23 protein-coding genes are annotated in these 22,391 nt (G+C 74.2%); 7 read left to right on the top strand and 16 right to left on the bottom strand.

Annotated elements, in window-relative coordinates:
* Positions 1-282: 282 nt before the first annotated feature.
* Positions 283-684 (top strand): hypothetical protein, encoded by a 402-nt coding sequence (locus ABZS66_RS29890; protein ID WP_354763392.1) that lies wholly within the window; start codon positions 283-285, stop codon positions 682-684.
* Positions 685-692: 8 nt separating this feature from the next.
* On the opposite strand, the gene ABZS66_RS29885 is transcribed toward ABZS66_RS29890, so the two are convergent.
* The 3 genes from ABZS66_RS29885 to ABZS66_RS29875 form a co-directional block, all read right to left on the bottom strand.
* Entirely contained in the window at positions 693-1,793 is a 1,101-nt protein-coding gene (locus tag ABZS66_RS29885; RefSeq protein ID WP_354763390.1) for a DUF5925 domain-containing protein, read from the bottom strand.
* A gap of 5 nt (positions 1,794-1,798) precedes the next feature.
* Positions 1,799-2,842, bottom strand: coding sequence for a PfkB family carbohydrate kinase (locus tag ABZS66_RS29880; RefSeq protein ID WP_354763388.1), 1,044 nt, complete (start codon positions 2,840-2,842; stop codon positions 1,799-1,801).
* A gap of 81 nt (positions 2,843-2,923) precedes the next feature.
* The gene (locus ABZS66_RS29875) at positions 2,924-3,499 is read right to left on the bottom strand and encodes a helix-turn-helix transcriptional regulator (RefSeq protein ID WP_354763386.1); all 576 of its coding nucleotides are present in this window, start codon (positions 3,497-3,499) and stop codon (positions 2,924-2,926) included.
* Positions 3,500-3,555: 56 nt separating this feature from the next.
* Between ABZS66_RS29875 and ABZS66_RS29870 the strand changes: the two genes are divergently transcribed.
* From ABZS66_RS29870 to rpsT, 4 genes are all read left to right on the top strand, one after another.
* Positions 3,556-6,291 carry an ABC transporter permease gene (locus ABZS66_RS29870; RefSeq protein WP_354763384.1) on the top strand — a complete coding sequence of 912 codons (2,736 nt, stop codon included), beginning with the start codon at positions 3,556-3,558 and terminating at the stop codon, positions 6,289-6,291.
* Positions 6,292-6,297: 6 nt separating this feature from the next.
* A complete protein-coding gene (locus tag ABZS66_RS29865) occupies positions 6,298-7,023 on the top strand; it encodes an ABC transporter ATP-binding protein (RefSeq protein ID WP_354763382.1) in 726 nt (241 codons plus the stop codon).
* Between the two features lie 81 nt (positions 7,024-7,104).
* Positions 7,105-8,289 carry an Ig-like domain-containing protein gene (locus ABZS66_RS29860; RefSeq protein WP_354763380.1) on the top strand — a complete coding sequence of 395 codons (1,185 nt, stop codon included), beginning with the start codon at positions 7,105-7,107 and terminating at the stop codon, positions 8,287-8,289.
* Between the two features lie 117 nt (positions 8,290-8,406).
* Entirely contained in the window at positions 8,407-8,676 is a 270-nt protein-coding gene (gene rpsT, locus ABZS66_RS29855) for a 30S ribosomal protein S20 (RefSeq protein WP_238019248.1), read from the top strand.
* Positions 8,677-8,957: 281 nt separating this feature from the next.
* Here the strand turns inward: rpsT and holA are convergent, their stop codons facing one another.
* From holA to nadD, 8 genes are all read right to left on the bottom strand, one after another.
* Positions 8,958-9,941 carry a DNA polymerase III subunit delta gene (gene holA / locus ABZS66_RS29850; RefSeq protein WP_354763378.1) on the bottom strand — a complete coding sequence of 328 codons (984 nt, stop codon included), beginning with the start codon at positions 9,939-9,941 and terminating at the stop codon, positions 8,958-8,960.
* Entirely contained in the window at positions 9,938-12,499 is a 2,562-nt protein-coding gene (locus ABZS66_RS29845) for a ComEC/Rec2 family competence protein (RefSeq protein WP_354763376.1), read from the bottom strand. The genes holA and ABZS66_RS29845 overlap by 4 nt, the downstream gene beginning before the upstream one ends.
* A complete protein-coding gene (locus ABZS66_RS29840) occupies positions 12,496-13,404 on the bottom strand; it encodes a helix-hairpin-helix domain-containing protein (RefSeq protein ID WP_354763374.1) in 909 nt (302 codons plus the stop codon). Before ABZS66_RS29840 ends, ABZS66_RS29845 begins: the two co-directional genes overlap by 4 nt.
* Before the next feature lie 78 nt (positions 13,405-13,482).
* Positions 13,483-14,340 carry a DegV family protein gene (locus tag ABZS66_RS29835; RefSeq protein WP_354763372.1) on the bottom strand — a complete coding sequence of 286 codons (858 nt, stop codon included), beginning with the start codon at positions 14,338-14,340 and terminating at the stop codon, positions 13,483-13,485.
* A 35-nt stretch (positions 14,341-14,375) separates the two neighbouring features.
* Positions 14,376-14,753 (bottom strand): hypothetical protein, encoded by a 378-nt coding sequence (locus tag ABZS66_RS29830; protein ID WP_354763370.1) that lies wholly within the window; start codon positions 14,751-14,753, stop codon positions 14,376-14,378.
* A 42-nt stretch (positions 14,754-14,795) separates the two neighbouring features.
* Positions 14,796-15,395: a histidine phosphatase family protein gene (locus tag ABZS66_RS29825; protein ID WP_354763368.1), complete on the bottom strand. Its 600-nt coding sequence runs from the start codon at positions 15,393-15,395 to the stop codon at positions 14,796-14,798.
* On the bottom strand, positions 15,392-15,775 hold the full coding sequence (gene rsfS, locus ABZS66_RS29820; protein ID WP_354763366.1) for a ribosome silencing factor: 384 nt from the start codon (positions 15,773-15,775) through the stop codon (positions 15,392-15,394). The genes ABZS66_RS29825 and rsfS overlap by 4 nt, the downstream gene beginning before the upstream one ends.
* Positions 15,776-15,850: 75 nt before the next feature.
* A complete protein-coding gene (nadD, locus tag ABZS66_RS29815) occupies positions 15,851-16,444 on the bottom strand; it encodes a nicotinate-nucleotide adenylyltransferase (RefSeq protein ID WP_354763364.1) in 594 nt (197 codons plus the stop codon).
* Positions 16,445-16,551: 107 nt separating this feature from the next.
* On the opposite strand from nadD, the gene ABZS66_RS29810 reads away from it, so the two are divergent.
* On the top strand, positions 16,552-16,782 hold the full coding sequence (locus tag ABZS66_RS29810) for a DUF397 domain-containing protein (protein WP_354763362.1): 231 nt from the start codon (positions 16,552-16,554) through the stop codon (positions 16,780-16,782).
* Here the strand turns inward: ABZS66_RS29810 and ABZS66_RS29805 are convergent.
* Complete coding sequence (locus ABZS66_RS29805) at positions 16,773-17,267, bottom strand: hypothetical protein (protein ID WP_354763360.1); 495 nt, start codon at positions 17,265-17,267, stop codon at positions 16,773-16,775. The genes ABZS66_RS29810 and ABZS66_RS29805 overlap by 10 nt on opposite strands.
* Positions 17,264-17,422, bottom strand: coding sequence for a hypothetical protein (locus ABZS66_RS29800; protein WP_354763358.1), 159 nt, complete (start codon positions 17,420-17,422; stop codon positions 17,264-17,266). Before ABZS66_RS29800 ends, ABZS66_RS29805 begins: the two co-directional genes overlap by 4 nt.
* A gap of 324 nt (positions 17,423-17,746) precedes the next feature.
* On the opposite strand from ABZS66_RS29800, the gene trpS reads away from it, so the two are divergent.
* Entirely contained in the window at positions 17,747-18,760 is a 1,014-nt protein-coding gene (trpS, locus tag ABZS66_RS29795; RefSeq protein ID WP_354763356.1) for a tryptophan--tRNA ligase, read from the top strand.
* On the opposite strand, the gene ABZS66_RS29790 is transcribed toward trpS, so the two are convergent.
* The 3 genes from ABZS66_RS29790 to obgE form a co-directional block, all read right to left on the bottom strand.
* Complete coding sequence (locus ABZS66_RS29790; RefSeq protein WP_354763354.1) at positions 18,693-19,841, bottom strand: hypothetical protein; 1,149 nt, start codon at positions 19,839-19,841, stop codon at positions 18,693-18,695. The genes trpS and ABZS66_RS29790 overlap by 68 nt on opposite strands.
* 16 nt (positions 19,842-19,857) lie before the next feature.
* Positions 19,858-20,781 (bottom strand): GNAT family N-acetyltransferase, encoded by a 924-nt coding sequence (locus tag ABZS66_RS29785; protein ID WP_354763352.1) that lies wholly within the window; start codon positions 20,779-20,781, stop codon positions 19,858-19,860.
* Between the two features lie 69 nt (positions 20,782-20,850).
* Entirely contained in the window at positions 20,851-22,341 is a 1,491-nt protein-coding gene (gene obgE, locus ABZS66_RS29780) for a GTPase ObgE (RefSeq protein WP_354763350.1), read from the bottom strand.
* Between the last annotated feature and the right edge of the window lie 50 nt (positions 22,342-22,391).

Below are 22,391 nucleotides of genomic sequence, written 5' to 3'. Positions count from 1 at the left end.
AGCGGACGGACTGGGTGGCGCACGGGGGTTGCTCCCGGGGCATGATACGGACAGGCGGGCCGGGAAGTCATCAACAAGGTGCTGCCCGTCCCAAACCGGGCCTGCGCTGCCGGTCCGGTGGGCGGCGCCACCCTGCCCCGACTCCCCCGTTCGGCCACCGCACCTCCACCGCCCGCCGCGCTGCTCGCACCGCTCGGCCGGTGCGCCCGGCCCGCTGGATTCGCCCTGCTTCTCCCCCGGGCGGACGGTGTGCGCCACCTTCCCGTGGGCAGGCCGGGCGCCATGCGGGGTGGACGGTGGATCGTCGCGATCGGCGCCTGGACGGCGTGCATGGCGGCGATCAGCGCGGTGGGCATCGGCAAGATCGAGGACCTGCGGTCGGCGCTGCTGGAGTCGACCGCCCGCCGGCCGGCCGCGGACTCCCCGTCCGCCTCCCCGTCCCCGTCGGCGTCCGGACCCGTCCCGCGGGTGCTCACGTCCCCCGGCGGCAACGTGGTCGCGAGCTGCGACCGCGGGATGGTGTGGGTCGAGTGGCTCAGGCCGGCCGACGGTTTCCGGGTGCAGGGTGCCACCCAGGGGCCGGCGAAGGAGTCACGCGTCACCTTCAAGACTGACGGACGTGAGGTACGCCTCGTGGTGCACTGCACCGACACCGGCCCCGCCGTGGACGTGACCCTCGGCTGACCCCGCCGCTACAGGTACAGGCCGACGCGGGGCGGGTTGTCCTCCTCGACCGTGACGCGGGACGTGCCCGCGCGCAGCTCGTACAGCTCGGCCAGCGTGGCGCCGTCCGGGCCGATGCCCGTCGCCGTCCCCAGCCAGGCCGCGGCCTCGTCGAACGGCAGCGGGCTGACGTGCAGCTGGGCCAGGCAGCGGCCGGGGCGCACGACCGCCGGGTGCAGCCGGGACAGGTCCTCGTTGGTGGTGATCGCGACCAGCACGTCGCGGCCCTGCCCGAGCAGGCCGTCGGTGAGGTTCAGCAGCCGGGACAGCGCCTGGCCGGCCGCCTGCTTGGCCTCGCCGCGGATCAGCTCGTCGCAGTCCTCCAGGAGCAGCAGCCGCCACTTGCGCGGTGCGTCGCCGTCGGCGTCGGCGCCGAGGGCGGTGTCCATGAGGTACGCCGGGTCGCTGAACAGCCGCTCGGGATCCAGCACGCAGTCCACCTGGCACCAGTCCTGCCACTGCCGGGCGATGGTCCGCAGCAGCGTGGTCTTGCCGGTGCCCGGCGGGCCGTGCAGCAGGATGAGCCGGCCGCTGACCTGCTCGGCCGTCACCGCCACCAGCCGGTCGAGGGCCTCGGCGGTCTTGGCCGCGTAGTTGCCGCGGATCGCGGACCACGGTTCGGTCGTGATCTGGCGCGGCCGGCGGCGCGGACCGTGCTGGCCGAAGTGCCAGAAGCCGATCTCGACCGACTCGTCGCCGGGCGGCGGCGGCTCCTCGGCGCCGTCGACCGCCTCCGAGAGCACGCGGTCGGCGAGGTCGGCGTCGACGGCGGTCACCGTCACGACCCCGTTGCGGCTGTTGTGCCAGCGGGTCGCGCGCAGCGTCCAGCCGTCGCCGGCGGCGAGCGTGCTGCGATCGTCGTCGTCGACGGCGTCGCGCAGCATGGTGTAGCCCTCGGGCAGCAGCGTGGCGTCCTGGCGCAGGTTGGACAGGCGCCTGGTGCGGGCGTGCGGCTGCTGCCCGGAGACGAAGGCGGACAGGGCCAGCATGTCGAGCACGTCGATCACGCTGTCGCTGTCGTCGACCCAGGAGGTGACAGGGACCGCGGCGGTCGGCTCGACGGGACGCATGCCTATCAGGATCGGACGGGATCTCCGTCCGGTACACCAATTTTCCCATCCGGGGCCTCGGCCGCCGGGGGACGCACCAGCAACGGGGGGCACACGGCCGTGCCGATGCCGCGGATCGCCATCGAGGCGCAGCGCTGGGCGACGGCCGCCGACTCGGTCACGTCGGCGCCGGCCAGCCGGGCCAGCACGAACCCGGCCGCGTAGGCGCCGCCGGCCCCGGCCGCGTGGCTGCGCCGCGCCGGGGCGGCCGACGTCTGCACCGAGACGCCGTCCTGGGTCATCACGACCGAGCCCTCGGCGTCGAGCGTCACGGCCACGGTCGCCGCCCCGGTGTGCCGCAGCAGCAGGCCGCGGGCGGCGCCGATCGCGCCGACGCGGTCCTCGGGGGCCGCCACGGGGGCCGCCTCGCCGAGCACCCGGCAGGCCTCGGCCCAGCTCGGGGTCACCAGGTCGGGGCCGAGCGGCGCCCACGGGGCGAGGTCGTGCGCGTCGACGGCGAGCAGCGGCAGGTCCACCCGGCGGGCGGCGAACACGGCGCGCACCGCGGCGCCGAGCGTCCCGATGCCGTAGTCGCAGACGACGACGGCATCGGGGCGCTCGGCGAGCGCCTCGTCGAGGCGGTGCACGACCGACTCGGCGGCGGCCGGCGCCAGCGGGCCGGTGTCGCCGTCGTCGAAGCGGACCAGGACGTGCTCCTCGGCGACCACGCGCCGTTTCGTCACGGTCCGCCGGCCGATGGCGGTGACCAGGCGGTCGGCGACGCCGCTGTCCCAGACGCAGGTGCGCAGGCGCGCGCCGTCGTCGTCGTCGCCGACCGCGCCGACGAGCGTGGTGCGGGCGCCGAGGGCGGCGAAGTTCGCGGCGGTGTTGGCGGCGCCGCCGCAGCACTCGCGCGTGGCGTCGAGGGCGATCACCGGCACCGGGGCCTCCCGGCTCAGCCGGGTCGGGTTGCCGGCCAGCCAGCCGTCCAGCAGGGCGTCGCCGATGACGAGAACGGAGGCGCCGCGCCAGTTGGCGGCCAGTGTTGCGAAGTTGCTCGGGGATCTCACCGGCGGCGCGTACCCCGCCCCGGACGAATCATGCCCGCGACAATTTCGGCATCGAACGCGGAGTCGTGGCGGGCGCCGGCGTCAGGCGGTCGCGGACAGCCCGCCCCCGCGTGCGGCCTGCGGGCGGGTCAGCGCGCCCTCGGTCTGCAGCAGCGCCCGGTCGGCGTCGTCGAGGAAGGCCAGGTCGGCCTCGACGTGCCGGACGGCCGCCGACAGCAGCAGCCGGACGACCGGGTCCTCGGCCCGGCGCCGCAGCCCGTCGAGGTTGCGCAGCTCCCGCAGCAGGTGGGCGCGCTGGCGGCCGAGCACCTGCAGTACCACATCTGCATCCGCGGATCGTGCGGCCGCGGTCAGCTTGAGGAAGAAGTCGTCCCGGAACCCGCCGCTGCGCGGGCTCGCCTCGGCCAGCCAGCGACCCAGCTCCGCCCGGCCCTCGCCGGTGATCTCGTACATCACCCGGTCCGGCTTCACCGCCTGCGCCTGGCGCTGCGACTGCACCAGGCCGTCGCGGGAGAGCCGGTCGAGGATCTGGTAGAGGTGGCCGATGTTCAGCGGGCCCCACTGGGGGCCGACCGCGGACTCGAAGGCGCCCTTGAGCTCGTAGCCGTAGCTGGGCCCGTCCGACAGCAGCGACAGCACCGCGTGATGGATCGGCATGCGTGGAGCCTACCCGCCCCTTGCATTGTCGCAATGCATTGCGACAGAGTATGCGCGTGATCCCGTTCATCTGGGCACAGCTCCGGGGGCGTGCGGCGAGGTCGGTGGCGCTGCTGCTGGGCGTGCTCACCGCGACCACCGGCTTCACCGTGCTCACCGGGGCGACCGCGACGGCCCGCCTGGAGGTCACCGGCGAGGTCGACCGCAACGCCCGCACGACGTACGAGATCCTGGTCCGCCCGCACGGCGCGCGGACCGCGACCGAGGACGAGCGGGCGCTGGTGCAGCCCAACGCGCTGTCCGGGATCTACGGCGGGCTGACCGCCGCCGACCTGGCGAAGGTCCGGGCCGTGCCGGGCATCGACGTGGCCGCGCCGATCGCGATCGCCGGCTGGGCCAACGCCCCGATGGCGGTCGACGTCGACGTCACCGGCCTCGTCGACCGCTCGCTGGACCGGCAGGTGATCCGGCTCGACCGGACCTTCCTGGCCGACCGGGGGCTGAGCAGCGCGACCGGGCGCCCGCTGTACGTCTACGTCACCAAGCACGCCGTCTCCTGGCCCGTCGGCGGGTTCGGCCCGGGCGAGGTCCCGTTCACCGGCGGCGAACGGCTGCGCGGGAAGGACCTGTGCGGCGGCGAGGAGAGCGTGCTGGAGGACGGGCGGCCGGTCTGCTCCTGGATCACCGGCGCGGTCATGTCCGACCTGCTCACCGACCGGCAGTACACCGACCTGCAGATCGTGCGGCTGGCGCCCGACGGCTCGTTCGAGGCGGCCCACCCGGTCAGCGGCAGCGCCCGCATCGACCGTGTGGTCGTCCGGCTCGTCTGGCACGTCCCGCTGCTGGTCGCGGCCGTCGACCCGGAGGCCGAGCAGCGGCTGGTCGGGCTGGGCGACGCGCTCACCGCCGGGCGGTACCTCGGCCCGGCGGAGCACTACACGACGGACCAGTTCAGCGGGCGGCTGCCGGTGATCGCCGCCGACCGGGCGTACCCGGACAACGCGGCGCAGGTCGCCATCTCCCGCGTCCCGGTCGCCGCCCCGCCGCCCGGCTCGTCGGTGCAGGACGCGCTCGACGCGCTCGACGCGCTCGACGCCCTCAAGCAGCCGCTGGTCGAGACCCGCACGTTCGCGGCCGAGGACGCCTACCGGGACACCCTCGCGCTGCAGCTGCGGCTCGGCGGCGGGCCGGCACTCGACCAGTTCATGCAGGTCGGCGGGGTGCGGTATGCGAGCGGGACCGACGGCTCGCTGACGCCCGAGACGACCGAGGCCGACCCCGAGGCGTGGCGCATCGAGATGCAGGGCCTCGCGGTGCCGTGGCAGATCGACGACACCGCGTTCCGCACGATCCGGCAGGTCGGCTGGCTCGACGGCCCGAGCCGGCTGCACACCACGACCGTCGTCGGCACGTTCGACCCCACGCGCCTGGACACGTACCAGGCGCCGGAGGCGGCCGGCGCCGACCCGGCCACCCGGTCGCTGCTCGGCGGCCAGCCGCTGAAGCCGGGCGGCAACCCGGCGGCGTACCTCGCCTCGCCGCCGGCCCTGCTCACCACGCTGCCGGCGCTGACCGAACTGCTCGCCCAGACCACCGCGCCGAACCGCGACGCGCCGATCAGCGCGATCCGGGTGCGGGTCGCCGGGGTCGAGCAGTTCACGGCCGTCTCCCGGGAGCGGGTCCGGGTCGTCGCCGAGCGCATCGCGGCGACGACCGGGCTCGACGTCGACATCACGTACGGCTCGTCGGGCGCGCCGCAGGACGTCAACCTGGCGGCCGGCCGGTACGAGCGGCCCGCGCTGCGGCTCGGCGAGCTGTGGACCCGCAAGGGCGTGGCCGCGGCCATCGTCAGCGCGGTCGACCGCAAGAGCGCGCTGCTGTTCGGGCTGGTCCTGATCGTGTGCGCGCTGTTCCTCGGCAACGCCGTCGCCGCCGCGGTCCGGGACCGGCGCACCGAGCTCGCGACGCTGAGCGCGCTCGGCTGGCCCGCCCGGCGGATCTTCGGCGCGGTGCTGGGCGAGGTGACGCTCATCGGCCTCGTCGCCGGGGCGGGCACGCTGCTGCTGGCCGCGCCGCTGGGCCGGCTGCTGGACGTGCGGGTGTCATGGGGCCAGGCGCTGCTGGCGGTGCCGATCGCGGTGCTGCTCGCCGCGCTGGCCGGGGCCGGGCCGGCGACGGGGGCGGCCCGGTCCCGGTTCCCCGCCGCCTGGCTGCGCTTCCGTGCCGTGCGCGCCCGGTTCGCCGCGCGCGCGTCCGGGCCGGTCTCGCTCGGGCTGTCCAACCTGGCCCGGGTGCCCGGGCGGACGCTGCTGGGCGCCGTGGCCCTGGCCGCCGGGCTCGGCGCGGCCACGCTGCTCGGCGCGATCACGTTCGCGTTCCACGGCGCGATCGTCGGCACGGTGCTCGGCGACGCAGTGTCACTGCAGGTCCGGACGGTTGACACGATCGCGGTGGCGGCCACGGTACTGCTGGGTGCCGTCGCGGTCGCCGACGTCCTCTACCTCAACATCCGGGACCGGGCCGCGGAGCTGGCGACCCTGCGCGCGACCGGCTGGACCACCGGTGCGCTCGGCCGGCTCGTCGCCGCGGAGGGCCTCGGCATCGGCGTGCTCGGCGGGCTGCTCGGCGCCGGACTGGGGCTCGGCGGCGCCGCCTGGCTGGTCGGCACGGTCACCACCGGCCTGCTCCTCACCGCGGCCGGCGCCGTCGCGGCCGGCGCGCTGCTCGCCACCGGCGCCGCCCTGGTGCCCGCCCTGCTGCTGCCCACCGCCCGTTCCCTCTCGGAGGAGTGACCGCACATGACCACCGGCGCCGTCAGCATCACCGGGCTCACCAAGCGCTTCGGCAGCATCGCGGCGGCCGACGACGTCACGCTGGAGATCGCCCCCGGCAGCCTGACCGCCGTCACCGGGCCGAGCGGCTCGGGCAAGTCGACCCTGCTGCACCTTGTCGGCGCGATCGAGGCCGCCGACGGCGGCACGGTCGTGGTGGACGGCGTCGAGGTGACGGCGCTGCGGCGGCGGCGCCTCAGCGAGTACCGGCGGACGGTCGGGTTCGTCTTCCAGCGGTACCACCTCCTCCCGGCCCTGACCGCCCTCGACAACGTCGTCGCGCCCGTGCTGCCGTTCCGGGTCGGCTTCGACAAGCGGCAGCGGGCGCGGGAGCTGCTCGACGCGGTCGGCCTGGCGGACCGGGAGCGGGCGCTGCCGTCCCAGCTGTCCGGCGGCCAGCAGCAGCGGGTGGCGATCGCGCGCGCCCTCATCGGGGCGCCGCGGCTGCTGCTCGCCGACGAGCCGACCGGCAACCTCGACTCGGCGACCGGCGCGCAGATTCTCGACCTGCTGCTCGACCTGCGGGAGGAGCGGGGGATGACGGTACTGCTGGCCACGCACGAGCAGCAGATCGCCGCCCGGTGCGACCGGCTGCTGCGGCTGGCCGACGGGCGGGTCACCGACGACCTCGACCTGACCGCGGGCGAGTCGCCCGAGTCGACGCTGGCCCGCGCCACGCAGCTGCGGCTTTAGCCCGATTTTGCCCCTCTTCGAGCGTTTATCACCTACCGTCCATGAGCTGCGGTTCGCGGAATCCGCGGGCAGACTGGGTGCATGCGTGGACGGCGATGGACCCCGCTGATCGTGGTGAGCGCGCTGCTGCTCACCGCGTGCAGCGGCAACGGCAGCACCTGGAAGGGCCCCGGCGGGTCGGCGGCCTCCCCCGCGGCGCCCAAGCCGGTCGTGTCGGCCCCGGCCGACGGCGCCAAGGACGTGTCGACGGCGACCGAGATCGTCTACTCGGCACAGTCCGACGCGACGGTCACCCTGAAGGACGCCTCGGGCGCGACCATCGAGGGCGCCCCGGCGCCCGCGTCGTCCTCCGCCGCGCCCTCTTCGTCGCCGTCCTCGTCGTGGCTGCCGGCGAAGCAGCTCAAGTACTCCACGGAGTACACGGCCTCCGTCACGGCCGGCGGCGCCACCACCGAGGTGAAGTTCACCACGATGGCGAAGCCCGCCAGCCTCTCGCGGGTCACCAGCCAGGTCGGCGACAACCAGGTCGTCGGCGTCGGCATGATGATGATCCTGTCCTTCGGCGTGGACATCCCGAAGGACAAGCGGGCCGAGGTACAGCAGCGGCTCTTCATGTCCTCCGACCCGCCGCAGGAGGGCACCTGGAACTGGTTCAGCGCCAAGGAGATCCACTACCGCCCGAAGGAGTACTGGCAGCCCGGCACGAAGCTGTCCCTGCGCGCGGCCCTGGGCGGCGTGTCCTTCGGCGGCAAGTGGTACGGCGAGAAGGACCTGACCGTCGACGCCTCCGTGGGCAAGAAGCTCATCATGGAGGTCGACAACGCGACCAAGCAGATGACGGTGACCGAGGACGGCGTCCTGCTCAAGACGATGCCCGTCTCCCTGGGCAAGGCGAGCAGCCCGTCGGACAGCGGCAGCTTCATCGTGATGGTCAAGAACGAGTGGGAGTGGTTCGACTCGTCGACCTACGGCGTCCCGGTGGACTCCGGCGAGGGCTACCGCACCAAGGTCCAGTTCCCGCAGCGCATCACGTGGAGCGGCCAGTACATCCACGCCGCCCCGTGGTCGGTCAAGGACCAGGGCAAGCGCAACGTCTCCCACGGCTGCGTGAACATCTCGCTGGAGCTCGCCCAGTGGTTGTACGGCATCACCCACATCGGCGACCCGGTGATCGTGAAGAACACCGAGGCCCGGGTGAAGTACGGCGACGGCTGGACCGACTGGGAGCTCCCCTGGGACCAGTACAAGAAGGGCAGCGCCCTGTAGGGCCCGTTTTGGCTGGCCGGGGTGGGACCTGGTAGCCTGATTCATCGCGCAAGGTGACGCGTCCCTGTTGCTTGCGCCGAGAAAACCCGATTACGAGCTATCAGACGAGGCTGTCGCGTGGCGAACATCAAGTCCCAGATCAAGCGCAACCGGCAGAACGAGAAGCGCCGCCTGCGCAACAAGTCGGTCAAGTCGTCGCTGAAGACGGCCATCCGCAAGTTCCACGAGGCGACCGCCGCCGGTGACACCGACACGGCCAACGCGCTGCTTCGTGACGCTTCCCGCAAGCTGGACAAGGCCGCCAGCAAGGGCGTGATCCACAAGAACCAGGCCGCCAACCGCAAGTCGGCCATCACCAAGAAGCTCAGCGCCCTGACCTCCGCCTGACGCTTCTTGCCCGCGAAAAGCGCCGCCCTCCCATTCGAGTGGCGGCGCTTTCGCATGCGCCGCGCCGCCACCGCGGCCGCTCGCCCAAGATCAAGGGAAACATCTGGCTGTCATAGCGACCAGATGTTTCCCTTGATCATGGGCAAGCCCTCAACGGCGGGTTGCACCGACGCCGACCGGCGTCCGGCCAACCGGACGCCGGTCAGCTGGCGCGGCGTCCACCAACGTTCGCCGAGTCGGCCTGGCCGGCGGCTACCGGGCGGCCGTCACGCTGCTCGTCGTCATCGTCCCGTTCCGCCGCCGCGCGCTGTGACCACGGCGAACACCGCCCGCTCGAGCGCGTAGCCGCGGTCGTCGGATCCGCCCTTCACGGCGGCGTTGCACTCAGCCGCCGCCCGCATGGCATCAACGAGCGCCTCGGCCGTCCAGCCACGGGCCTGGCGCTGCGCGCGTTCCACCTTCCACGGAGGCATTCCCAGACTTCCGGCGAGTTGATATGCGCTCCCCTTGCCGGCGGCGGCCACCCGCGCGACGGTGCGAACACCGTCCGCGATCGCGTCGGCGATCGGCACCGGGTCGACGCCGACGTGCAGCGCCCACCGGAGGGCCTCCAGCGCACCGGCCGCGTCGCCCACCATCACGGCGTCGGCGACGGTGAAGCCGGACACCTCGGCGCGGCCCTTGTAGTACCGCGAGACCGTCGCGGTGTCGATCCGCCCGCCGGTGTCGGCGACGAGCTGCGAACAGGCCGCGACCAGGTCCCGCAGGTCGTTGCCGACGGCCGCGAGCAGCGCTTCGGCGGCGTCCTCGCCGATCTTGCCGCCCTGCCGGCGGATCTCGTTGCGGACGAAGTCGACCCGCTCGCGGTGCTTGGAGATCTTCATCGCGGTCACGACGTCGGCCCCGGCGGCCTTGAACCCGTCGGCGAGCGCCTTGCCCTTGGCCCCGCCGGCATGGGTGACGACGAGCACGACGTCGTCCTCGGGCGACCCCGCGTACCCGACGAGGGCCGCGATCACGTCCTTCTTCGTGTCCTGCCCGTCCTCGATCACGATCACCCGCCGGCCGCCGAACAAGGACGGGCTCAGCATCTCGGCGAGCTCACCGGCGACCAGCTCACCGCCGGCCCGCCGCCGCACCTCGGTGTCCGGGTCCTCGGCCCGGGCGGCGTCGATCGTGTCGCTGACGGCCCGCGAGACGAGCAGCTCTTCGTCGCCGATCACCAGGCGCAGGTGGGGAAGGTTCGAGGCGGTCACGGCACTCATCGTGTCACGATCCCGAGCCGCCCGGCCGCGCCGACGACGGCGACGTCGCCGACCTCGTCGGTACGCACGATCCGCGCGCCGCCGCGCGTCAGCCGGGCCAGCACGACCGCCGACGGATGCCCGTAGTCGTTGTCCTTCCCGACGCTCACCAGCGCGATCCGCGCCCCGACGGCGTCCAGGAACCGCTGATCCTGATAGGCGCTGCCGTGGTGCGCGACCTTGAGCACGTCGGCCCGCAACGCACCGGCCCCGCCCGCCTCCACCAGGCCCGCCTGCTCCTCGGTCTCCGCGTCCCCGGTGAGCAGCACCCGTACCCCGGCAGTCGTCACCATCAGCACCAGCGAGTTGTTGTTGGCGTCGGAGCGGGTGCCGGTCACCGCGTGCACCGGCCCGAGCACGGCCAGCCGGGCCGCGCCCGCGGTGACCACCAGCCCAGCGCTCGCCTCGGCCGCCGGCAGCCGCCGCTTGAGCACGGCCGAGCGCCCCGCCGCCGGCTCCGGGAACGGCGGCAGCAGCAGCCGGTCGACGGTACGCCCCCGCAGCGCGCCGTCCAGCCCGCCGATGTGGTCGACGTGGAAGTGGCTGAGCACCAGCAGCGGCACGTGCCGCACGCCGAGCCGGCGCAGGCAGCCGTCGACGGCCTCCGGCTCGGGTCCGGTGTCGACGACGATCGCGGAGCCCTCCCCGGCCGCCACGACCAGCGCGTCGCCCTGCCCGACGTCGCACGCCACCACCAGCCAGCCCGGCGGCGGCCACCCGCCGGCGAGCAGCCGCACGGGTGCCGCGCCGAGCACCGCGGCGGCCGCGACGACCGCCACGAGCCGCCGGGCCGCCGGCCGCCGCGCCGCCAGCAGCAGTACCCCGAGCAGCACCCCCAGCAGCACCCCGCCGAACACGCCGCCGGGCCACGGCACCACGCCGGCCGGCACGTCGGCCCCCAGGTGTGCGATGGCCACCAGCCACCGCGCCGGCCAGGACGCCACCCACGCGGTGAAGGCCGCCAGGGTCGGAAGGAGCGGCGACAGTACCGCGGTGCAGACCCCCAGCACCGTGGCCGGCGCGACGGCGGGCGCCGCCAGCAGGTTCGCCGGGATCGTGGTCAGGCTGACCGACGCCGAGATGGCCGCGATGACCGGCGCGCAGGCGGCCTGCGCGGCGGCCGGCACCGCGAGCGCCTCCGCCGCGACCGCCGGCACCCCTCGCGCGGTCAGCGCCGCCGCCCAGCGCGGCGCGACGAGCACCAGCCCGCCGGTGGCGAGCACCGACAGCGCGAACCCGGCGTCGACCGCCAGCGCGGGATCGGCCACGACGAGCACCAGCACGCCGGCCGCCAGCGCCGGCAGCGCCGCCCGCGGCCGCCCGAGCGCGAGCGCGACGAGCGCCAGCCCGCCCATCGCCGCGGCCCGCAGCACGCTCGGCGAGGGCCGCACCAGGATCACGAACCCGGCCAGCGCCAGCACGCACACGACCGCCGCCACCCGCGGCCCGGCCCGGCACCACCGCACGACCATGAGCATCAGCCCGGCGACGATCGCGAGGTTCGCCCCGGACACCGCGGTCAGGTGCGTGAGCCCGGTGGCCCGGAAGTCGTCGGCGAGCGCCGGGTCGAGCCGGCTGGTGTCGCCGACGACGAGCCCCGGCAGCAGCCCGCCGGGCTCGTCCGGCAACGGCGCGCAGGCCCGCTGCAGCCCGTCGCGCAGCAGCCCGGCGGCCCGCTGCACCCACGGCGCCCGGGCGACCCGTGCGGGTGCCCCGTTCGCCGAGAGGATCGCCGCGGCAAGGTCCCCGCCGCCGGCCGGCCCGAGCCGCCCCACCCCGTCGACGGACTGCCCGGGCAGCAGCCCGAGCCAGGCCCGGTCGCTGGCGAGCACCAGCACCCGGGCGCCGACATCGACCCGGGCACCGTCGTCGGTCGCCACCCAGGCCAGCCGCGCCGGCACGACCACGGTCGCGTCCCGCCCGACGGTCGCCCGCCCGAGCCGCGGATCGTCGGCGATCGCCAGTCCGAAGTGGACGTTCGCCCGCGCCGCGACCAGCCCGGCGAGCGGCTGCGCGTCCCGCTCCCCCACCCGGGCCGCGGTCGCGGCGGCCCCGCACGCGACCCCGAGCAGCGCGGCCGCGATGATCCACCGCGCCCGCTCAAGCCGGCCGCGGAGGAAAGCGGCGCGCCCCGCCGGCTTGCGAGGCTGGTGGGGAGAAGACGGGCGGGAAGGCGGGTTGGGGACGTGGCGGGAGGCCGCGCCGGGATGGGAATGAGAAGCCAAGCCGCGATGGGGGGCGGAGCCCGGGGCTTGGCGGGAGGCCGAACCGCGATGAAGGGCCGAGCCGGGAGCTTGGTGGGAGGCCTCGCCGCGATGGTCGGAGGCCGGGTCCGGAGCGGCGCGGGGAGCCGTCCCGGCGGGCGCGTGGCGTGGGCGGAGGAGGTGCGGGCAGGCGGCGGCCAGCAGCAGGGCCGCGATCGCGCTGCACCAGGACGCGGATGCGGGGAGGAACAGGGCGGCCAGGGCGGACGACCAGGCGCCGAGGGCGGCGCCGGCCAGGCGGAAGTCGTGGGTCATACGGTGACCCGGTCCTTCAACTGCTGGTACTTCGCGTCGCCGATCCCCTCCACCTTGCGCAGGTCGGCGACCGCGCGGAAGCCGCCGTGGGCCTCGCGGAACTCGATGATGCGCTGGGCCAGCACTTCGCCGATGCCCGGCAGGGTCTGGAGCTCGGCCGCCGTGGCCGTGTTGAGGTTGACGAGGCCGCCGGCCGTGGCGCCGGTCGGGGCGGCGGCGCCCGGGGGTTGCGGGACGCCGACCGCGACCATCTCGCCGTCGATGAGCTTGCGGGCCAGGTTGAGGCCGGTCAGGTCGGTGCCCGGCAGCGCGCCGCCCGCGGCCTCGATGGCGTCGGCGACCCGGGCGCCGGCCGGGAGGCGGACCAGGCCGGGCCGGTTGACCTTGCCGGTGACGGAGACGACCAGCAGCGCCGGGGAGGACGAGGGCTGGGCCGGGGCCACGGTCGAGGCGGCCACCTCCGGCGCCGGCGTCACCCGCGGCCGGGAGTGCCAGGCATAGAACGCGGCCGCCGCGACCACCGCGGCGGCGATGACGGCCAGCACCCGCACCCCGGGCCGCCGCGGATCGAACGCGGCCAGCCCGCCACCCCCGCGCGCCGCGACCGGAAAGCCGTCGGCGGAAACAGCGCCCAGCCCCCCGACAGGAAAGCCGTCATCGGCGTCACCGGGGATGCCGCGCGGCCCATCCCCGCCACGCCGCTCGTCGGGAAAGGCGCCCAACCCGAAGTCGGCGGCCGGAGAGGCGCGCGACGTGGCGGGAAAGGCCTGCGACGCGGCCGGATACGCGCCGTGCGGCGGAGGGCGGAACGTGGCGTCCCACGGATACGCCAGGTCGTCGTCCGGGTCCGGGGGCAGGCCGACCACCCGGGCGGCAGCGTCGTCAGTCTCGCCAGAGCGCCTCATGCCCGGCACCGTAGGCGCCCACGCGTACCACCCGCCCGCCCCGAACCCCGGATCTGTGGATAACGAGGCCCTTGTGGATTACGCCGTCCGGTACACCACCACGGCCACCATGCCCGGCCCCACGTGCGCGCCGACGACCGCGCCGACCTCCGTGAGGTACGCGGCGCGCAGTTGCCCGCCCAGGCGCTCCTTCAGCGTCGTGAGCAGCGCGTCCGCCCGGTCCGGCGCGGCCAGGTGATGCACCGCCACGTCCACCTCGGACGGTCCGGCCGACTCGGCCGCGATGTCCACCAGCCGGGCCAGCGCCCGGCTCGCCGTGCGGACCTTCTCGCGCACGACCACGCCCTGGTCGGTCGTGTGCAGGATCGGCTTCACCGACAGGGCCGTGCCGAGCAGGGCCGCCGCCGCGCCGATGCGGCCGCCGCGGCGCAGGAACTCGAGGGTGTCGACGTAGAAGAGCGTCGTGGTGCGGCCCACCGCGGCCAGCGCGGCCTCGCGGACCTCGGCGAGCGTCCCGCCCGCGGCCGCGGCGGACGCGGCGGCGACGGCCGGGAAGCCCAGGCCCATGCCGGTGGACTGGGTGTCGATGACCTCGACGCGCCCGTCGAAGGCGGACGCGGCCAGGACCGCCGCGTCGAACGTGCCCGACAGCCGCGCGGAGAGGTGCACGGACAGCACCGACGAGGCGCCGCCGTCGAGCAGGTCGCGGTACACCTCGGAGAAGGCCTCGGGGGACGGGCGGGACGTCGTCACGGCCACGCGCCGCGCGTTGAGGGCGTCGGCGACCGTGGCCGCGTCGATGTCCACGGTGTCGAGCCCGGTCACGCCGTTGACGACCACGGCGAGCGGGACGACGGTCAGGTTGCCGGCCAGGTCGGGCGGCAGGTAGGCGGTCGAGTCGGTGACCACGGCGACGGCGGGGTGTGGGCCGGTCATGACGGCACCGTAGCGGATCGACCTGAGCGCGCGGCTCAGCCTTCCTTGATCGACACCACCTGGAGCGGCGTGCCCTGCTGGCAGGTGCTGGCCATGCCCGGCTGCAGGACCCCCGTCACGGTGAGCCTGGTGCCGCCGCGGTACTTCGAGCGATCGCCCCCGAGCAGCAGATACGTCTTGTCGGCGGTCGAGAGCAGCACGCACCCGGCCTCGACGCCGTCCTTGACCTCGCCGGTGACGGTGATCGTGCCGCTGAGCGACTCCGCGGGCACCACCGACGGCGAGGCGGCCGCGGGAGACGACGCGGGAGATGACGACGACGGCGCCCCGGCGGAGTCCGTGGCGTCGGGCGAGGCGCAACCGGCCAGCGCCAGCGCGGCGAGGACGGGCAGTACGGCGAACCGAAGCTTCATGGTCCCTCTGACGTCACGGTGCACCGGGGGGTTCCTCCGAGGCTACGGCACGTTGTGCGCGAGCAGCTGCCAACCCCGCACGTCGTCGAACAGCAGGTGCGTGGAGTGACAGTTGTGCAGCGCGCCGAGCGTCGGGGCGAACTCGGCCGGCCAGCCGAGCAGCGCACACGTCGCGTAGCGGGCCGCGGCGCCGTGCGTGGCGGCCACGATCACGGCGTCGCCGGGGGCCTCGTCGACGGCCTCCTGCAGCGCGGTCGCGGTGCGTTTGCCGAGGGCGTCGACCTCCTCGACGTCCGCGTCGCCGACCGGCTCGCTGCGTCTCCAGCGCTCGAACGCCTCCGGCCACCCGGCGATCATCTCGGCGTGGGTCAGGCCCTCCCAGCGGCCGAAGCTGCGCTCACGCAGCCGCGCGTCGTGCCGCACCGGCAGCCCGACCAGCGCCTCCAGGGCGGCCTGCGTGTCGGCGGCCCGCCGCAGGTCGCTGGCGATGAGGACGGTCGGCTTGAGGGCGGCCAGCCGGGGCGCCGCCGCCCGCGCCTGCTGGGCGCCGAGGTCGGACAGCGGTGTGTCGGTCTGGCCCTGGACACGGCCGGCAGCGTTCCACGCGGTCTGGCCGTGCCGCCACAGGATCAGCAGCGTCATGCGGTGGCGGGCAGGTCGCGGTCGACGAACTCGATGACCGGGCAGTCCTTCCACAGCCGGTCGAGGGCGTAGAACTCGCGCTCCTCGGTGTGCTGGACGTGCACGACGATGTCGATGTAGTCCAGCAGGACCCAGCGGCCGCCCCGCTCGCCCTCACGGCGGACGGGCTTGGCCTTCTCGGGCAGCTCCAGCAGGCGCTCCTCGATCGCGTCGACGATCGACAGGACCTGACGCTCGTTGGGCGCCGAGGCCACCAGGAACGCGTCGGTGATGACCAGCTGGTCGGCCACGTCGAGGATGACGATGTCTTCGGCCTTCTTGTCGGCGGCCGCCTGGGCAGCGGTGAGCGCCAGCTCGCGGGCACGCTCGGTGGCGGGCACCGGTCTCCCTTCGTCGTTCGGTCCCGGCTCTCCGGGCTGTTTCTAGCCTCTCACGGAGGTACGACAGAACGCCCGTCAGTTGTTGCCGACTTTTCGGTACAAACCCCGCTTATTGATGTATTGCACCACACCGTCCGGCACCAGATACCAGACCGGCTGACCCGCCTCGACCCGCCGCCGGCAGTCCGTCGAGGAGATCGCCATCGCCGGCACCTGGATCAGGCTGACCGTGTCGGCCGGCAGGTGCTCGGCGCTGAGGTCGAAGCCGGGCCGCGTCACGCCGACGAAGTGGGCCAGCGAGAACAGGTCGTCGGCGTCCTTCCAGGACAGGATCTTGCCCAGCGCGTCGGCGCCGGTGATGAAGAACATCTCCGCATCGGTACCGTAGACCCGCCGCAGGTCCCGCAGCGTGTCCACGGTGTACGTGGGACCACCGCGGTCGATGTCGACGCGGCTCACGGTGAAGCGCGGGTTGGAGGCGGTGGCGATCACCGTCATGAGGTACCGGTCCTCGGCCGGGCTGACGCTGAGGTCGTCCTTCTGCCACGGCTCCCCGGTGGGCACGAAGACCACCTCGTCGAGCCCGAACCGGTCGGCCACCTCGCTCGCCGCGACCAGGTGGCCGTGGTGGATCGGGTCGAACGTCCCGCCCATGATGCCCACGCGCATCACCGCATCGTAATGATCGGTACGGTTCATCTGGACGTCACCCGGACGGGGTCGGCGGACCGGCGCCCGGGGCACCGGTCCGGCCTCCCGCGTGTAGCGTTACGGCCATGACGCTGCCTCACCCGAAGGGCGAGTTCGACAGCTCCCGCGCGCAGTGGCGTTCCGCGCCCGGCGGAAGCCACGGCAGTCGCGTCGAGGTCGCCTTCGTCGACGACCTCATCGGCCTGCGCAACGGCGCCGATCCCGACAGCCCGGTCCTGGTCTTCACCCAGGACGAGTGGGACGCGTTCGTGCTCGGCGCCAAGGACGGCGAGTTCGACGTGCAGGCTCAGGGATAGAGCAGGGACCGGATCGGCTCCAGCCGGTCGACGCGCGGCGCCAGGGTGCGCACGCGCAGGGCCAGCGTGACCGCCTCCAGCGTGGCGTCGTCGTCGGGCACCAGGTAATCCTCGTGGCGCACCAGCCACCCCATCACCGCGGGCCAGTCGAACACCGGCCGCCGGGGGTGCGGCCCGACCGGCGGCGGGAGCGCCCACCCGCGCACCACCTCGGCCGGCCGCCCCACCCGCTCGGCGACCGTCTCGACCGTGACCAGCGGGTCGTCGCCGGTCGCGCGGTCGGGCACGAGCCCCGCGGCGTCGAGGTCGCGGACGCCGGCGACCACCGCGTCCACGAGCGTCGGCGCCGGGCGGTCGAACGCCACCCAGCCGGCGCCGTCCGGCCCCGCCTCCACGCAGGCGTCGACCGCCCGCCACAGCAGCCGGTCGGCCCGCTCCTCCGTGATGTCCCCGGCCACCACCAGCCGGAACTGCCGCAGCCTCATCGCGTCACCCGCCCGCAGGCGCGGTGCCGGTGCGCGAACGCGTCGATCCGCCGGGCCGCCCGCTGCGCGGCGGCCCCCCGCGGCACCCCGTCGGGCAGCCCGAGCCATCCCCCGCACACCGGACAGTCGAGCCGCAACCAGGACCTGTCACTCACTGTCGTTCCTCCCCCGCCGATCGGCATCGCTTCCAGCCAGCCAACACCAGAAACAGCGGCTTGGGAGGGGCCAGAGCGGGGGCCAGCCGCGGCTCCGACATATGCCGACATAACCCTCACCAGGACCCTCCGGAAGCATCGGTGCTACCGTGGTGACGTGCGTACGACGACGCTGAACAGCTGGCGCGCCCGTTAGGGGCGGCCACACTCGCGCATTCGCACGCACGAAATCCCCACGCACACAGGCCGCCCGGTCCGGGCGGTCATTTTGTCGTGCACCGCGTGGATCCCGGCGGCCCCTGACTCCCCCGAAGGGAAGCCATCATGTCCAAGCGGCGCATCTCCGGCTTCAAGCCCACCGGCCGGCTCCAGCTCGGCAACTACGTCGGCGCCGTGCGCCCGGTCGTCGCCGGCCAGCACGAGCCGACCGTGGCGTTCATCGCCGACCTGCACGCGCTCACCGTCCGCCACGACCCCGCCGAGTTGCGGGAGCGATCGACGGAGGTGGCCGGCCTGCTGCTCGCGGCCGGCGTCGACCCGGCCCGCACGATCCTGTACCGCCAGTCCGACCTGCCCGCCCACGCCGAGCTGCACTACCTGCTGGAGTGTGTCGCGGGCTACGGGGAGGTACACCGGATGATCCAGTTCAAGGAGAAGGGCGGCGGCAGCGGCTCACGGCTCTCGCTGCTCACCTATCCGGTGCTCATGGCCGCCGACATCCTGCTGCACGACATCGCGGAGGTGCCCGTGGGCCGCGACCAGCGCCAGCACGTGGAGCTGACCCGCGACCTGGCGATCCGCTGCAACGAGCGGTACGGCCCAATCTTCACCGTCCCCGAGGCCGTCCACCCCGCGGTGGCCGCCCGCGTGGCCGACCTGGCGACGCCGACGGCCAAGATGGGCAAGACCAACGCCTCCACGGCCGGCGTGCTCTTCCTGCTGGACCCGCCCGACGCGCTGCGCCGCAAGATCATGCGAGCGGTCACCGACGACGGCACCGAGGTCGTCCACGACCCGGACCGCAAGCCGGGCGTGTCGAACCTGCTCGACATCCTGGAGGCGTGCACCGGCGAGCCCCGGCGCGACTTCCGCGGCTACGGCGAGCTCAAGGCCGCGGTGGCCGACGCGGTCGTCGCGACCCTGGAGCCCATCCAGCGACGGTACCGCGAACTGGACGAACACGACGTCGAGCAGGTCCTGCGCGACGGGGCCGAGCGGGCCGCCGAGCGGGCGGACGCGACGGTCCTGCGGCTGCGGGCGGCGCTGGGCCTCACAGCCGGACGGCGCGCTCGCGCAGGTAGCCCAGCGACGCCGCCGACGGCCGGGGTACCGCGCTGAAGCGGCCCGGCCGGAAGTCGATCTCCTCGACCAGCAGGTCCGCCTCGACCAGCAGCGCCCACGGCACGTAGAAGGTCCGCTCGCCGGTGACCGCCACGCCCACGAAGTCGACCCGGGGCAGCAGCGCCGGCGAGCCGACCGGCCACACCGCCGCGGTGAACGTCGTGCCGTCGGCCCGGGCCGCGAGGGTCGACTCGGCGAGCCGCGGGTCGCCCAGCGTGCGGCGCTGGTGCTCGGCCACGTCGGTGGCCAGGCGGCGCCGGGCCCGGGCCGCGGCCGGGTAGGCCGGGTGGCCGGACGCCGGCGCGAACGGCACGACGCGGCCCTCGTCGTCGGTGGTGTACGCCATCGGGGACAGCGGCCGGGCGGTGCGCGCGTACTCGTCGGCGGCCAGCTCGTAGAGCTGTTCGACGAGCCTCGGCTCGTCGGCGCAGATCAGCAGCATCACCGTGCTCGGCAGGAACGCGACGGCCCGGCCCCCGACCTGCTCGTCCAGCTCCGCGAGCCAGCCGTCCAGGAGGACCCAGGAGACCAGCTGCTCCTCGTCGTAGTCCGGCACGTGCAGTACCGACGGACCGAACAGGGCAGCCGAGGCGGGCAGCTCCGCCCGCGCGAGGGTCCGGTCGTGCGCCGCCGTGAAGATGTCCTCCACGCCGACGCCCCAACGGGCCGGCGTGTCGACGTCGAGCGGGACGTCGCCGCAGAGCACGACCTCGTCGAGGTCCGGCAGCGCGGGCCGGCGCAGCGTGCGGGTGCCCCGGGCGGCGTGGCGCAGCGCGATGCGCAGCCGGGGCAGCGCCTCGGCGAACGACGCCGGTTGTGCCGGCGGTGCCAGGCTGTGTGCCACGAACTCGCGCACGAACTGCTTCTTGTCGCCCGGACTTCGCTGGTACTGGCTGAAGGCCTTCGCCAGGAAGAGCCAGCTGTGCACGTCCTGCCCGCACTCGCACACGATCGCGAACTGCGTCGGACGGAACTCGGCGTCGTGGACGCCGATCCGGCGGAGCTCGGCCAGCACCTGGTCGGCGAATCGTTCCCGGGGTGACCGGGACGGTCGGGTCAGCCGTTCGAGGATGCCCACCGGCCCGACGATAGCCTCATGCGAGCTCAGAGGCGATGGGCTCGGGGGCGATGACGAGTTTTTCGTAGCACAGGCTGAGCGGGCTGTGGACGTACGGTCCATACGGTGGAATCGGCTGGTATCCGGCCGATTCGTACAAACGGATGGCCTCGGGCTGGCGTGGCCCCGTCTCCAGGCGGACCACCCGGTAGTGCGAACCCGTCGCGAGGTCCTCCAGGGCGGCCAGGACGCGCCGGGCGATGCCGTTACCGCGGTGGGCCGGCCGCACGTACATGCGCTTGATCTCGGCGGTCTGGTCGTCGAGCGGCTGGAGCGCGCCGCAGCCGGCCGGGACGCCGTCGACGGTGGCCAGCACGAACCGGGCGTTCGGGCCGAGCGGGAACCGGCGCCGGCCGGCCTCGCCGTACCGCCCGGCCGACTCGTTCTCGGCCGCGGCCATCAGCTCGGCGACCTCCTCGTCGGCCACGGCGCGGCGGATCACCCGCACCTCGCGGTTGCCGTCGTCGAACCGCTTCTCGAAGCAGCGGCTCGCCTCCAGCTTGACGTACGGACCGAAGCGCGGGATCGGCCGATAGCCCGCGGCCAGGAACAGCGAGATCGCGTCGGGCGAGGTGACGCCCGTCTCCAGGCGGAGCACCCGGTGCCCGCGGGAGGCGGCGAAGTCCTCCAGCGCGGCCAGCATCCGCCGGGCGAGGCCGCGGCCACGGTACGCCGGGCGCACGTAGAGCCGGGTGACCTCCGCGGTGTCGATGTCGACCGCCAGGATCGCCCCGCAGGCGACCGCGTCACCGCCGACGACCGCGACCAGATAGCGCGCGGCCGGGTCGACCGAGTACACGTGGCCGTCCCGGCCACCGTCGCGCGTGCGTAGTTCGACCTGCTGGTCGACGACGAGCGCGATCACCTCCGAGTCGCCCGATGGACGTTGCTCGATCAGCATGGAGCGACGGTACGCAACCCGGATTTCCCGGAGGTTTCACCTGACCAGCGATTTCCGTTGCACGAAGGGTTAAAAGTCGTCGCCGTCCGGCCCATCTCCGGGTGAAACTTCCAGCCGCCCGTCCAGCCGCACCTCCGGCTGCCCTTCCTGCTGCTCGAACGGCACCCGGCGGGCCTTGCGCAGGGCCTTGCGCTCGGCCGCGCCGACCCGCTTCGACTGCTCCTCGATGCGGTAGTCGGTGCCCCGGTTGCCCGGGACGTACTCGGCGTCGGCGAAGTGCTCCGGCTGCCAGTCGAATTCACGAGCGCCGATGCGAACGGGGTCGCCGGGACTCGCGCCGGCCTTCCTCAGGGCCTCCTCGACCCCCAGCCGGGCCAGGCGGTCGGCAAGATAGCCGACGGCCTCGTCGTTGTCGAAGTTGGTCTGGCGCACCCACCGCTCCGGGGCGCCGCCCTTGACCACGAAGACGCCCTCGCCGTCCCGGCCGATCGTGAAGCCGCTGTCGTCGACCGCGACCGGCCGGATGACGATCCGGGTGCGCTCCGGCGGGGGCGCCGCCTTGCGCTGCTGCTCGACCAGCTCCGACATGGCGAACGTCAGCTCGCGCAGGCCCTCCCGGGACACGGCGCTGACGTAGTACACGGGGTAGCCCTGCTGCTCGAGCTCGGGCCGGATGATGTCGGCAAGGTCGCGGCCGTCGGGCACGTCGACCTTGTTCAGCGCGACGATGCGCGGCCGGTCCTCCAGCCCGCCGTACGCGGCCAGCTCCGCCTCGATCGCCGCGATGTCCGACACCGGGTCGCGGTCGGTCTCCAGCGCCGCCGTGTCGACGACGTGGACCAGGATCGCGGTGCGCTCGATGTGCCGGAGGAACTCCAGCCCCAGCCCCTTGCCGGTCGCCGCCCCCGGGATGAGCCCCGGCACGTCGGCGACCGTGTAGGTGTTGTCGCCGGCCTGCACCACGCCCAGGTTGGGCACGAGCGTCGTGAACGGGTAGTCGGCGATCTTCGGCCGGGCCGCCGACATGGACGCGATGAGCGACGACTTGCCGGCCGACGGGAAGCCCACCAGCCCGACGTCCGCGACGCTCTTGAGCTCCAGGACGACGTCGATCTGCTCGCCCGGCTCGCCCAGCTCGGCGAAGCCCGGCGCCTTGCGGCGGGTGCTGGCCAGCGAGGCGTTGCCCCGCCCGCCGCGGCCGCCGCGGGCGAGCTCCAGCTCGGTGCCGGCCCCGACGAGGTCGGCGATGATCTCGCCGTCGAGGCTCTGCACGACGGTGCCGTCGGGCACCCGCAGCTCCAGCGACTCGCCGTTGGCCCCGTCGCGGTCGTTCCCGGCCCCGCCGTGGCCGTTGCGGGCCTTCTGGTGCGGGTGGAAGTGGAAGTCGAGCAGGGTGTGCACGCCGGGGTCGACGATCAGCTTGACGCTGCCGCCGTGTCCGCCGTCACCCCCGTCGGGCCCGCCGAAGGGCTTGAACTTCTCGCGGTGGATGGACACGCAGCCGTGACCGCCGTCGCCCGCCTTGACGTGCAGCACGGCCCGGTCAACAAACGTGGTCACGGAAAGAACGCTCCTTCAGGTGCAAACGGAAACGGCGGGCCCGGCGCTCA

It is taken from the genome of Dactylosporangium sp. NPDC005572 (assembly GCF_040605515.1).
Lineage (GTDB): Bacteria > Actinomycetota > Actinomycetes > Mycobacteriales > Micromonosporaceae > Dactylosporangium.
The sequence above is the reverse complement of the archived record's forward strand: the minus strand, read 5'-3'. Positions and strand labels throughout refer to the sequence as shown.

Excerpts from the sequence above, each read along its gene's own strand:
- ABZS66_RS29890 (WP_354763392.1), top strand. The coding sequence starts at position 283 with ATGCGGGGTGGACGGTGGATCGTCGCGATCGGCGCCTGGACGGCGTGC.
- ABZS66_RS29885 (WP_354763390.1), bottom strand. The coding sequence starts at position 1,793 with ATGCGTCCCGTCGAGCCGACCGCCGCGGTCCCTGTCACCTCCTGGGTC.
- ABZS66_RS29875 (WP_354763386.1), bottom strand. The coding sequence starts at position 3,499 with ATGCCGATCCATCACGCGGTGCTGTCGCTGCTGTCGGACGGGCCCAGC.
- ABZS66_RS29865 (WP_354763382.1), top strand. The coding sequence starts at position 6,298 with ATGACCACCGGCGCCGTCAGCATCACCGGGCTCACCAAGCGCTTCGGC.
- ABZS66_RS29860 (WP_354763380.1), top strand. The coding sequence starts at position 7,105 with ATGCGTGGACGGCGATGGACCCCGCTGATCGTGGTGAGCGCGCTGCTG.
- holA (WP_354763378.1), bottom strand. The coding sequence starts at position 9,941 with ATGAGTGCCGTGACCGCCTCGAACCTTCCCCACCTGCGCCTGGTGATC.
- ABZS66_RS29845 (WP_354763376.1), bottom strand. The coding sequence starts at position 12,499 with ATGACCCACGACTTCCGCCTGGCCGGCGCCGCCCTCGGCGCCTGGTCG.
- ABZS66_RS29840 (WP_354763374.1), bottom strand. The coding sequence starts at position 13,404 with ATGAGGCGCTCTGGCGAGACTGACGACGCTGCCGCCCGGGTGGTCGGC.
- ABZS66_RS29835 (WP_354763372.1), bottom strand. The coding sequence starts at position 14,340 with ATGACCGGCCCACACCCCGCCGTCGCCGTGGTCACCGACTCGACCGCC.
- ABZS66_RS29830 (WP_354763370.1), bottom strand. The coding sequence starts at position 14,753 with ATGAAGCTTCGGTTCGCCGTACTGCCCGTCCTCGCCGCGCTGGCGCTG.
- ABZS66_RS29825 (WP_354763368.1), bottom strand. The coding sequence starts at position 15,395 with ATGACGCTGCTGATCCTGTGGCGGCACGGCCAGACCGCGTGGAACGCT.
- nadD (WP_354763364.1), bottom strand. The coding sequence starts at position 16,444 with ATGCGCGTGGGCATCATGGGCGGGACGTTCGACCCGATCCACCACGGC.
- ABZS66_RS29810 (WP_354763362.1), top strand. The coding sequence starts at position 16,552 with ATGACGCTGCCTCACCCGAAGGGCGAGTTCGACAGCTCCCGCGCGCAG.
- ABZS66_RS29805 (WP_354763360.1), bottom strand. The coding sequence starts at position 17,267 with ATGAGGCTGCGGCAGTTCCGGCTGGTGGTGGCCGGGGACATCACGGAG.
- trpS (WP_354763356.1), top strand. The coding sequence starts at position 17,747 with ATGTCCAAGCGGCGCATCTCCGGCTTCAAGCCCACCGGCCGGCTCCAG.
- ABZS66_RS29785 (WP_354763352.1), bottom strand. The coding sequence starts at position 20,781 with ATGCTGATCGAGCAACGTCCATCGGGCGACTCGGAGGTGATCGCGCTC.